Annotated in this window: 9 protein-coding genes; 4 read left to right on the top strand and 5 right to left on the bottom strand. The window is 70.9% G+C overall.

Annotated elements, in window-relative coordinates:
• Positions 1–36 precede the first annotated feature (36 nt).
• Both IE252_RS03685 and IE252_RS03680 read left to right on the top strand, forming a co-directional pair.
• Entirely contained in the window at positions 37–2,754 is a 2,718-nt protein-coding gene (locus IE252_RS03685; RefSeq protein WP_190087749.1) for a xanthine dehydrogenase family protein molybdopterin-binding subunit, read from the top strand.
• Positions 2,754–4,478, top strand: a complete 1,725-nt coding sequence (locus IE252_RS03680) for a 2Fe-2S iron-sulfur cluster-binding protein (RefSeq protein ID WP_190087748.1) — start codon at positions 2,754–2,756, stop codon at positions 4,476–4,478. Before IE252_RS03685 ends, IE252_RS03680 begins: the two co-directional genes overlap by 1 nt.
• 41 nt (positions 4,479–4,519) lie before the next feature.
• On the opposite strand, the gene IE252_RS03675 is transcribed toward IE252_RS03680, so the two are convergent.
• A complete protein-coding gene (locus IE252_RS03675) occupies positions 4,520–5,233 on the bottom strand; it encodes a hypothetical protein (RefSeq protein ID WP_190087747.1) in 714 nt (237 codons plus the stop codon).
• Positions 5,234–5,487: 254 nt separating this feature from the next.
• On the opposite strand from IE252_RS03675, the gene IE252_RS03670 reads away from it, so the two are divergent.
• Both IE252_RS03670 and IE252_RS03665 read left to right on the top strand, forming a co-directional pair.
• A complete protein-coding gene (locus IE252_RS03670) occupies positions 5,488–5,805 on the top strand; it encodes a hypothetical protein (protein WP_190087746.1) in 318 nt (105 codons plus the stop codon).
• A gap of 188 nt (positions 5,806–5,993) precedes the next feature.
• Complete coding sequence (locus tag IE252_RS03665) at positions 5,994–6,437, top strand: RpiB/LacA/LacB family sugar-phosphate isomerase (protein WP_190087861.1); 444 nt, start codon at positions 5,994–5,996, stop codon at positions 6,435–6,437.
• A gap of 70 nt (positions 6,438–6,507) precedes the next feature.
• Here the strand turns inward: IE252_RS03665 and IE252_RS03660 are convergent, their stop codons facing one another.
• The 4 genes from IE252_RS03660 to IE252_RS03645 all read right to left on the bottom strand — a co-directional run bounded on the left by IE252_RS03660 (position 6,508) and on the right by IE252_RS03645 (position 11,247).
• The gene (locus tag IE252_RS03660) at positions 6,508–7,125 is read right to left on the bottom strand and encodes a TOPRIM nucleotidyl transferase/hydrolase domain-containing protein (protein WP_190087745.1); all 618 of its coding nucleotides are present in this window, start codon (positions 7,123–7,125) and stop codon (positions 6,508–6,510) included.
• A 97-nt stretch (positions 7,126–7,222) separates the two neighbouring features.
• Positions 7,223–7,534 carry a hypothetical protein gene (locus tag IE252_RS03655; RefSeq protein ID WP_190087744.1) on the bottom strand — a complete coding sequence of 104 codons (312 nt, stop codon included), beginning with the start codon at positions 7,532–7,534 and terminating at the stop codon, positions 7,223–7,225.
• Positions 7,535–7,775: 241 nt separating this feature from the next.
• On the bottom strand, positions 7,776–10,175 hold the full coding sequence (locus tag IE252_RS03650; RefSeq protein WP_190087743.1) for an Orn/Lys/Arg family decarboxylase: 2,400 nt from the start codon (positions 10,173–10,175) through the stop codon (positions 7,776–7,778).
• Positions 10,176–10,380: 205 nt separating this feature from the next.
• On the bottom strand, positions 10,381–11,247 hold the full coding sequence (locus IE252_RS03645; RefSeq protein ID WP_190087742.1) for an AraC family transcriptional regulator: 867 nt from the start codon (positions 11,245–11,247) through the stop codon (positions 10,381–10,383).
• Positions 11,248–11,402 lie beyond the last annotated feature (155 nt).

Below are 11,402 nucleotides of genomic sequence, written 5' to 3'. Positions count from 1 at the left end.
TTGCCGGGCGCGGTGGGGGGTGTTGAGGTCGGACGCATGGGCAGTGACGGCGACGCCGCCGACGGGCGCATGCGCAGAGTGACCGGGGAAAAGGTGTTCGCCAGCGACTTCCGGCCGGTGGACATGGCCGCCGTGGGGTGGCCCACGGACTGCGGACACGCCCTGCTGCTGCGCAGCCGGCACGTCGACCGGGTCTTCACGGGGGTGGATTTCGCACGGCTGCCGGTCGAGCTGCGGCCCGACGTGGTCGTCACCGCCGCGGACCTCCCGCAGCCCCCGTACAGCAACCGGGTGTCCGCCGACAACGTCCAGGCGCTGCTGCCCGCGGGCGAGAAGGCCGACTACATCGGCCAGCCAGTGGCGATTGTGGTCTACGACGACTTCGTACGGTTCCGACGCGCGGCACAGGAGCTGCGCGAAGGCGCTGCTCCTGTCGTGTACGGGCCCGCCCCCGCCACCGGCGTCCAGCCGCCCACGGAAGAGCAGCTGCTCGCGCAGGATCTGGAGGCATGGACGCAGCGGAGCTTCACCGGCACGCCGCGCCAGGCGCACTACCTGCTGGACGCCACCGTGCCCAACGGGTACTCCCACTGGAACCGGGGGCGTGTCACCTACGACGCCGCCCAGAGCACGTTCGTCAGGAACGGGCAGCCCGACACCGACGCGGAACAGCTGTTCTCGGCGATCGCGGGCGACATGGCCCAGCCCGGAGCGCTCGGCGCCGTCACCACGACGTTCACCCAGCAGACCGACCCGGGGTTCCTGGAACCGGAGGCCGGACTTGCCTGGCTGGACCACTCCTCCGGCACACTGCATCTGGTGCTCGGCACGCAGTCGCCGCACGGTGACGTGCCGGACATCCAGACGCTGCTCGGCCGCGCGGCACATCCGAGCGTGCGGGCCGTGCGGCTGTGGTCGAAGGACTGCGGGGGTGGGTTCGGGGGCCGGGACAAGTCGCCGTTCCCGTACTACCTGGCGCTCGCCGCGGTGTTCGCGCCCGGGCCGGTCCGGCTGGCGTACGACCGGCGCGAGCAGTTCCAGGGCGGTCTGAAGCGACACGCCTCCGGCGTCCGCAGCTGGATCCGGGCGGACCCCGACGGGCGGATCCGGGCGGTGCGGTCGTTCGTCGTGCTGCACGGGGGTGTCGAGGCCAACCTCAACGGTCCGGTCCTGGGGCTCGCGGCCCTGCACGCCACCGGCCCCTACCGGGTGCCGCGGGCCTCGGTGCACGCCATCGTGATGGAGCGGGCGATCCCCGCCGTCGGCTCCATGCGCGGCTTCGGCATCCCGCAGGTGGCGTTCAACCTGGAGACCGCGCTCGACCGGTTCGCGGTACGGGGCCTGGGCATGGATCCCATCGACGTCCGCCTGGCCAACGTGGTCCGCGCCGGCGCCGACGGGTCACCCGGCGCTCCTGCCCCGGACACGGACCTCGCGGGGACTCCGCTGCGGTTCCACGTCGGCGCCGCCGAAGTCTGTGCGGCGGCCCGCGACCACACCCTGTGGCGGCAGCGCGACGAGGCCCGCGACCGGGTCGCCGCGCGCGGCGACGGCACGCTGTACGGGGTCGGCTTCGCCTGCTGCATGGAGGCGTACGGAACCAGCCAGGACAGTGTCTACACGGCCGTGCAGGTGACCGGGGACGGCCGGATCGTGGTGTGGGGCCAGAGCGTGGAGATGGGGCAGGGCTCCCGCGCCGCTCTGGAGCGGGCCGCCCACGACGTGCTGGGGGCGGAGGCGGTGGCCCGGCTCGGTGTGGTGGGTCCCTTCGAGCGCTTCGCCCAGCGGCTCAAGGAGCTCGGACTGCACGACCAGGTCAAGATCTCGCTGTCGCACGGGGCGAGCAGCGCGTCGAAGACGGCGTTCTTCCATGTGCACGCGGTACGGGAGGCGTGCCGCGCACTCCTGCGGCTGCGCCTGCTGCCCGTGGCACGCACGCTCCTCAACGAGCCCGCCTTGAGCGACGCCGACCTGCTGGCGGCCTGGCACGACGGTGCGGTACGGCTGCCGGGCCGCCCCGAAGTGCCGCTGGCCGCACTGGCGGGTGAGCTGGTGCGTACGGGCGGCCAGACGTGCGTCATGGCGCACGGCTACTTCTGCAACGGCTGGTCGCAGGCGACGTTCCAGGTGGACGGGGTGTCCCACGAGGCGTCCGTCGACGCGCTGGCGCTCGTCCGCTCGCCGGACGACGACCCCGTGCCACTCCCACCGGTCGGCCCGCTCAGAGCCCCGACCGCGCGCGGGCCGGGCGGGGACGTCGTGCCCCGGTCGCTGTACGCGGCCGCCGGACACCTCATCGGCGTGGAGATCGTGCCCCGGCACGGGACGATCCGTGTCGTGGACGCGGTGACGTTCCTGGACGCGGGCGACCCACTGCTGCCGACCGCGTTGGAGGGCCAGGTGGCGGGCGGGCTGGCCATGGGGATCTCCCACACCCTGCACGAGGAACTGCCGCCGGAGACCGGTGCCGGTCCCTACGTCAACTTCGACCGCTACCGGCTGGCACGCTACGCCGACATCACCGGGATCCGGCGCGAGACGGTCCTCGTTCCCCTGCCGTCGGCGGGTGTGCTCGGTCCAGGAAGTCCGAGCCTGCGCCACAAGGGGATCGGAGAAGCGACCATGACGAGCGTCGCACCGGCCGTGGCCAACGCCGTCGCGCACGCCCTCGGACAGGGCGACGACCGCTGCTGGCCCTCCCGTACCCCCATCCGCCTGGCGGACCTGCCACTCCCCGACGACGGGCGGTCGTGATGCAAGAGCCGAACACCGACCTGGACCTGACCGTCAACGGCGTGCGCCACCACGGCCGTTCCGTGCCCGGCGACATGTCGCTCGTCCACTTCCTGCACGAGGACCTGGGCCTGACCGGAACGAAGATCGGCTGCTCCATCGGGGAGTGCCGCGCCTGCACCGTCGCGGTCCGCACCCGCCCCCAAGCGCCCCTGGTGACCCGTCAGGCCTGTATGACCAGCATGCGGCACGTGCGCGGATGGGACGTCACCACCGTCGAGGGCCTGGCGGCCGAGGGCGCACTGCACCCCGTACAGCAGGCGTTCCTGGAGCGTGAGGCGTTCCAGTGCGGATACTGCGCGGCCGGGTTCGCGGTCGCCGGAAGCGTCGTCGTCGACCACGCCGCAAACGAAGCGGAACAACCACTGCAGGAGACCATCGACACCGTACTCGGCTCACACGTATGCCGCTGCACGGACTACGAGCGCTACCGGGCGGCCGTACTGGCCGCCGCACAGAGCGCGGCCCCGCCAGAACGCGAACTCGGCCCGCCCGCCACACCTCCCGAGACCACACCCCGGCTGAGCAGGACACCAACGCTCACCACGGCAGACACCGAACGGCTCGGATACACCCCCGTGTTCGACGATCCGACGCTGGAACTGATCCGTCTGCTGCGCGACGGCGCGGAGATCGAGCACTCGCTGCTCGTCCAGTACCTCTACGCCGCCTTCTCGATCAAGGTGCCGCGTTTCGCCGACCTCGCCGGCTGGCCCAGCCACCGCTACGGAGGCCGCCCACTGCACCTGATGGGCGTGGCCATCGAGGAGATGACCCACCTCGACATCGTCAACTCGCTGCTCGTCGCTCTCGGAGCGGCCCCTCACCTCGGCCGCCAGCAGTTCCCGTACGAGCAGGACATCTATCCCTTCGACTTCGTACTGGAACCACTGAGCCTGCACTCTCTGGCCAAGTACGTGTACGTCGAGGCGTCGCCCAGCGCGGTCGACCCCGCCCAGCAGCACACACCCGAGGACCGCGCCTTCGTCGACCGCCTGTACGAGGTGCTCGGCTCGACGGCACCTGCGGCTCCGCGCCCCAACCAGGTCGGCAGCCTCTACCGCAAAGTCACCCGGGTGCTGGAACTCCTCCAGGAGCGGGAGCCGGACCGGCTCGACTACACGTCCTGGTTCGCCCGCCTGGAGCTGCTGCGCGAGGAAGGGGAAAGCGAACACTTCACGCTGTTCCGGTCCATGTTCGAAGCCACCCACCCCGCCCTCCAGGACTGCACGGACGTATGGAACCCGGCCAGCCCCGACCACCCGGTCGTCCCCCTCAGCCACTCCAGCGGGCTGCCCCCGTCCGGCACCCCCGTCCCCGACGAAACGGTCCCGGCCCTACGCCACCTCGCGAACCTCCACTACTGGGCGGTGTGCATGCTGCTGGACGCGTCCTACCGGCAGGGCATGCACTTCCACAGCGCCGCCCGCCGCCACATGACGGGCCCCCTGCGCACTCTGGGCACCGCCCTGGCCCACCACACCGAGGGCCTCCCGTTCGACACCTTCGTCGCGGGCTACGCCCCAGGCCTGGACACCACACAGAACCTGCGCCTGACCCACACCATGGTCCAACAGATCACGATCGCCCAGCAGCACTACGCCCGCCACCTGCCGTACGACTACCCGGCCAACTGCGCCTTGGAGACATTGTGGGAGCTGTCGCTGGTGTCTGACGAGCCGTGAAAAGCGGCTTTCCCCTGGCCCCGCCCACAGCCCGTACCCCCTCAAACCCCCAGAGTCGCCAACGCAGGACGGAAACTTGTGCTGGCACTGGGGACGGACTGGGGCGCGGTCCACGTGCTGCCGTTGAAACGGCTCCACCAGATGAGCTCGTCGCCCTCGACGCCCTTCCAGGTCATGTAGGGGGAATCGCCGTAGACGGTGAGAGCCGGGCCCACACTGGTGTTGGCGCTGGGTACCACCTGCGGAGCCGTCCAACTCGTCGCCCCCGCGTAGAGCCGGCTCCACCAGATCCGCTGGTCGCCGGGGGCGCCCTTCCACGCCAGCTGCAGGCTCCCGTCCGGTGGGCCGGCCAGGGCGACGCCGCCGCTGGTGAACGCGCCGTCGATCGGCTGCGGCCCGGTCCAGCCCGTGGAACTGCCGAGATACGTGTTCCAGAAGACCCGCTGATCCCCTTCAACGCCCTTCCACGTCATGTGGAGCGGACCACCGGACTGGCCCGCCAAGGCAACCCCGGCATTCGTGTTCGCGCCCGGCACCGGCTGCGGCCCGGTCCAAGTACCGCCGTTCTGCAGCCCGTTCCACCAGATCCGCTGGTCCCCGGAAATACCCTTCCACGCCATGAACGTGCTTCCGGCGCTGATGCCCAGCGGGGCACGCCCTCGTACCGCCGCCGAGGCCGCCGGGGGGACAGCGAGGCCGACGAGACCCGCCGCGACCGCAGTTCCGCCGATGCGGAGCACACCTCTCCGGCTCACGTTTTCCGATCTCTTCACCTTTGCCCACTCCCGTCTCATCGGCTTCTGGAGCGCCCAACAGCCATACGGTGACGGCTGCTTGGCCCGTACCTGCTCCCTCGAAGTCCCGCGCGTACGAACAGATGCGGCACAGCGCGAGAATGCCCGGGCCCGGTCGGGCACGCCAGTCGGCGGTCCGCTCAGCGGACCGGTCCACTGGTTGGAACCAGAGTGCGCGGGAGGCGGCGGGTATCGCGGCCGCTGTCATCGCGACCGTGGGTATCGCCACCGCCGCATCGGCGTCGTCGGATTCCGGCGCGCCCAAACCGCCGCCGAAACCGGTCAAGGCCGCAGCGGCACAGGCCGGAACACCGGTGTACGGCGCCTCCGTGACCGTCCAAGGCAACCGCGACCACGGGATCGTGTACGCCGAGTGCCCGGCGGGTACCGCGCCGACCGGTGGTGGGGGCGTGACCAGCGGCTACGACATCTTCTTCACCGACTCGTACGCCTCCGGGAACGCCTGGTACATCCGGGGGACCAACACCGGTAGCAGATCGCAGAGCCTGACGGCCTTCGCGCTCTGCCAGTAGCCACACCTCGTACGAGCAACCGGCCCCGGGGCGGGGCGCTGGGCCCGAACGCCCGCCGCCCGCCTCGGGGTTTTCCAGGCAACCTTCCAGGCCGACCCCCGCCGACGGAGCGTCCAGGGGCGTTGCTGTAAGACCATGGTGTTTCCTGCACCTTACGTACCTGCCGGAAGGGGAATGTCATGGCGAACCTGCGGATCTCTGTCTCCGCCGACTCCGACGATGGGGTGGCCCGTCCGCTCGTGGCGGAGCTGGGCCGCCGGGGGTACGAGGTGATCCCTCATGGCGTGCTGGCACCGGAGGAGACGGCTGACTGGGCGTTCTGCACGGAGACTGCCGCGCGGGACGTGGCCGAGGGGCGGGCGGACCAGGCCGTGGTCTGCTGCTGGACCGGGACCGGCGCGAGCATCGCCGCGAACAAGGTTCCCGGCGTGCGCGCGGCGCTGTGCACGGATGCCTACACGGCCAGTGGTGCCCGCCGCTGGAACGACGCGAACGTCCTGGCCCTGAGCCTGCGGCTGACATCTACCGCGACACTCGGGGAGATCCTGGACGCGTGGTTCGACACCAGTGCGAGCCAGGACCACACCGACCAGCAGAACATCCGGCATCTGGGGCGCCTTGACGAGGCGTGACGGGGTGCGTCTCGGTACGCGCATGCGCCGACGCTCCCGAGGTCGGTGCCGACCGCCTGTCGTGCCTCCGTCACACGCTCGCGAGGAGCTCGTCCAGCGGCGCAGGTACCTGCCCCGGCTCCAGGGCCTCCACCAGCAGACTGCCGTAGCGGATCTTGCGGCCCTTCTTGGTGCCGAGGAAGCGCCGCAACTGCCGCTGCCGGGGGCGGCCCTGCTGTGCGGGCTGGTGCAGGAAGGTCTGCCAGGCGCGCAGGTCGCCCTCGGCCTCGATGATCTCCTCGACCCGTGCCGTGCCCAGCGCGCGGATCAGCTCGTCCTCCAGGTCCGCCACGCACACGAAGAAGCCCCCGGGCGGCGCCCCGGCCCGGGTCAGACCGCGGTCGTAGAAGGACTGCTCACGCTCGTCGCACAGTCCCCTCAGGCTGAGGCCGAGACCGGGCGGCCCGAGCAGACCGGCGTAGCGGCCGACGCTCATCGCCCCGCCCATCGGCACGACGCACACCCCTTCGGCGGCCAGGTCCCGGCCACGCCGTGCGGCCAGACCCTCGACGGCCGCGAGATCACTGGGCCCCTCCAGCAGTACCGCCGTCCTCAACCCCAGTCGTACGGCCAGTTCACTCGCCGCTTCACCGGTCCCACCGGCTGCCCAGCCACTCACCGCGTCCCGGAACGCCCACATGTCCGCCATGCAACGAGTCTGCACTTCCACGGGCCGACAGGGCACTGAATATTCGACAGCCCCGCTCTTCGACAGCCCCGCTCGACGCGACGAGGACGGGCGGTGCTCAGACGAGGGAGACCACACCACCCGACGGATCCTCGGGCAGCGCCAGGGCGACGGCCCCGCCCGGCGGGGAGGGGTTGGGGCGGCGAGGCTCGCGGACCCCGCCCGCCCCCGGTCCGAAGCCCCCGCCCGGGCCGGGGCACGCGGTGGCGCGTCGCAGTACCCGTACGGTCAGGGCCAGCCAGACCAGAGCGACCACGGAGGCAGCAGCCCCTGTGGGCAGCAGCACACCGGCGACCCCACCGCCCACCAGCAGCCCGGCGACCGCCACCCAGGCGGCCAACGACCAGCGGAAACAACCGAGATACGTCACGACCGTACGCCGCAGCCGGGCCACTCTGCGCGGCCCTTGCCAGGCGGCACACGGTCGGCGTCCACACCGCAGACAGGAGGAACACCGGAGGGAACGCGAAGAACGGTCCTTGGCCACTTCGGCCTCCATCCAGGGGTACCGATGCCGCACTGGCTCCAGGGTGCTCCTCCGCCGACCGGCCCGGCAAGAGCGCGGGGCGCGGCGCGGCGGCTGGGCGGGGCGGGCAGACCGGCACGCCCGTTCATTGGGGTGGGCGCACAGCTTCGGTGCCTCGGCGTTGTGCCGGCGTCGACGCACTGTGCGTACGCGATTCGCTCGGCACTTCGTCCGCCTGGGGGCGCAGGCACTCGATCAGGTAGTCGCCCGTGTCGGAGTCGAGGGTCACGCCGTGGGTCTCGCTGCGGAATCCGGGGAAGTGGCGGTCGAAGGTCTCCAGTGCGGTGAGGTAGCGCAGCAGGGGGCCGTCCGGGGCGCCGGTGCTCTCGCCGGGCATGAGGACGGGGATGCCGGGCGGGGTGACGGTGACCATGGCCGCCGCCACCCGGCCCGCCGCATCGGCCAGCCGTACCCGCTCGGTGCCGCCTCGGATCAGGCGCTGGTAGCACAGTTGAGGCGGCTCGACGGGCTCGGGAAGCTCCTGGAAGGCGGCGTCGAGCAGAGCGACCAGGCGGACCGAGCGCAGATAGTCGTGCATCTCCTGGCACAACTGCCGCAGCGTACGGCCCGAGTAGCGCTGCGGGTGCTCACCGACCAGCGTCGGAAGGACTCGGTCGAGCGGTGCGTCCTCGTCGTAGAGAGCCTTGAAGTCCATCAGGGCATCCAGCAGCGTGCCCCACTTGCCCTTGGTGATGCCCATGGAGAACAGCACCAGGGTGGTGTAGCTGTCGGTCTTCTCCACGACGATCTTCCGCGTGTCCAGGTACGCGGTGAGCACCCGGGCGGGGATGCCCCAGTCGCTCATGTCGCCGGTGGCGTTGATGCCCGGGCAGGTCAGGGTGACCTTGATGGGGTCGAGCATGCAGTGGCCCTCGGTGAGGCCGGGGAAGCCGTGCCAGTCGGCGTCCGGTTCGAGGTGCCAGCAGGACGGCTCGGTACGCAGCAGGTCGGCGGACGCCTCGTCGAAGGGCAGGCGGGTGCCGCTCGCCGGGTCGGTCACAGTCTCGGGCTGCCACACCCCGAAGAACCAAAGGGGCCGGTCGCCCGCGGCCTCGATCCGCCGCCCGATGCGCACCATTTCCTGACGGAAGCGGATCGCCTCGGTCACCGCTTCGTCGATCAGCCAGCGGCCCTGAGCGCCGTCCATCATTCCGGTCGCCACGTCCAGCGAGGCGATCATCGGATACAGCGGTGACGTCGTGCCGTGCATCATCAACGCCTCGTTGAAACGGGCGTCCTCCACCGGCGCCCGGGGTGCGGGCCTGACGTGCACCATGGCGGCCTGGGAGAGGGCCGCCAGCAGTTTGTGCGTGGACTGGGTCGCGAAGACGGTGGGCCGCTCGGGGCCGGGGAGGGTGTTCTCGTCCACCGACATGCCGTAGCGCCCGCGGTAGAGGGGGTGGAAGCGTGCGTAGGCGAACCACGCTTCGTCGAAGTGGACGCGAGGGGTGCTGGCGGCGAAGGACCGGGCCGTCGACACGGCGTCGTAACACAGGCCGTCGTACGTGGAGTTGGTGAACACCGCGTACTGGCAGTCCAGTGAGATGGCCTCGCGGGCCAGCGGATTGGTGGCGATCCGGGACGCCACCGCGTCCGCCTCGATCTCGGCCAGGGGCAGGGGTCCGGCCAGACCGTAGCCGTTGCGGGTGGGGATGAGATACACCGGCCGGGCGCCCGAGACGACGAGGCCGTGCAGGACCGACTTGTGGCAGTTGCGGTCCACGAGCGCGATCTCGTCGCGGGTGACGCTGAAGTGGCCGACCAGACGGTTGCACGTGGAGTCGCCGTGCAGGACGAAGAAGGTGAGTGCGGAGCCGAACACCCGCGCCGCGTTGCGCTCCGCCTCGCCGATCGGGCCCGTGTGCTCGAACAGCGAGCCGAGTTCGCCGACCGAGATCGAGAGGTCGCTGCGCAGCAGGCGCTCCCCGAAGTAGTCGTGGAAGGCGCGGCCCACCGGCGACTTGAGGAACGCGACACCACCGGAGTGCGCGGGGGTGTGCCATGAGTACTCGTGCGCGTCGTCGAAGCGACGCAGGGCCTTGAAGAACGGTGGCAGGAGCGCTTCCTGGTAGGTGCGGGCGGCGGAGGTGATGCGTCCCGCGATGAAGGCCGGAGTGTCCTCCAGCGGCCACACGTACCCGATCACGGACTGCGACACCCACAGGGGCAGTTCGCGCAGGCTGTCGTCCCTCATGACGAGGAACACCGGCAGGTCCTTGAAGCGGCGCCCGATCGCCCGCAGGACCGTCGCACCACCCGGTTCGTCCTTCGCGTCGTGGCCGCCCGGAAGGTGCCAGGCCACCAGGACGGCGGCGAGGCTCGCCTCCGTACGCAGCACCGCCTCGGCGTCGGAGACACTCACCACCCACCGCACGTCGTACCCCTGGGACTCGATGGCCCCGCGGATCCTGTTCAGCTGATCCACACCGGCACTGTCGTCCCGTGGGTGCTCCGGTACCGCAACCAGAACAGCGTTGTCACGCATGTGGTCCCCTCCCCGGTCGGCTGCTGCCACCGCGGCCAGTCTCAGCCGCGTTCCCCCGTGCGGACCACCGGCGCAGCGGTAAACCACCCGCCTGAAGGAATGTGAGGGCAGTGGGCTGACTTGCCGTACGCGGGCAGGCGTAAGCGGGCGTGCATCCGCAGGCGGGCAACGGTGCGCGGCAGCCGGGGCCGGCGCGCACCCACCCTCACAACGCGGTCCGCTCCACCGGGATCCACAACTCCGCGTCCGCCCGCGTCGCGTCCTGCGACAGACGGGTCCGCAGGATCTCTGGCCCCGGCCTGCTCCGGTACGGGTTGGACGGGAACCACTGGGTGAACACGTCCCGCCACATGTACTGGAGCGCCTGCGGGAACGGCCCGGAGCTCTCGAAGACGGCCCAGACCCCGGCCGGGACGGTGAGGGCGTCCATGTCCTCGGGCACGGGGGCGCCGGTCACCACACCGTGGTAGTAGTCGAGTTCGGTCCCCTCGGCCCGGCTTTCGTCCAGGTTCACGCTCACCGAGACGATCCCCTCCGGCTCCTGGTCGGACAGGCTCTGGACGCGTTCCAGCGTCTCCTTGCCGATGCCCCGGATGAAGTCGGCGATGGCCGGGTTCACCCCCTCGTGCACGAGGGGGACGCGCGCCGTCCTGCCGACCACACGAAACTCCTCCTTCTCCACGACCCTGTACCGCATGCTGCTGCTCCCTTCGACGACGAGGCGGAAGGACATCCGTGGCTGGGAGTGCAGAGTCGCACCGATACGCCTGGCCTCTCCCGGACCGACGCCGTGCATCGCGCGGAACGCGCGGGCGAACGCCTCCCCCGAGGTGTAGCCGTAACGCACCGCGATCTCCAGCAGCGTCCGCTCACCGGCCAGCACCTCGGCACCCGCGACGGTGAGCCGCCTGCGCCGGATGTACTCCGACAGAGGGATCCCCGCCAGCGCGGAGAACAGCCGCCGCAAGTGGTACTCCGACGTCACCGCGATCCGCGCCAGGTCGGCCGCCTCGATCCGCTGGTCGAGATGGTCCTCGATGTGCTCCATGGCCTGGTTCAGCCGCTCCAGCACCCCGGCCTCCTTCCCTTTCGATCACTGACGTTAGGAAGGAACCACCCTGCCTCACCCGACATCCTGTGCCCGGTTCGGTCGGGTACGGCTGAGGAGGGCCATCGGGGGAAGAGGGGCGGCGCGGGCGGCCAAAACAGCGGCGGCCAAAACAAAGG

It is taken from the genome of Streptomyces melanogenes, assembly GCF_014649795.1.
Lineage (GTDB): Bacteria > Actinomycetota > Actinomycetes > Streptomycetales > Streptomycetaceae > Streptomyces > Streptomyces noboritoensis.
This window is presented reverse-complemented; position numbering and strand designations above follow the sequence as displayed.

Coding starts and splice junctions, on each gene's coding strand:
- IE252_RS03650 (WP_190087743.1), bottom strand. CDS start 10,175: ATGCGTGACAACGCTGTTCTGGTTGCGGTACCGGAGCACCCACGGGAC.
- IE252_RS03660 (WP_190087745.1), bottom strand. CDS start 7,125: ATGGCGGACATGTGGGCGTTCCGGGACGCGGTGAGTGGCTGGGCAGCC.
- IE252_RS03685 (WP_190087749.1), top strand. CDS start 37: ATGGGCAGTGACGGCGACGCCGCCGACGGGCGCATGCGCAGAGTGACC.
- IE252_RS03680 (WP_190087748.1), top strand. CDS start 2,754: ATGCAAGAGCCGAACACCGACCTGGACCTGACCGTCAACGGCGTGCGC.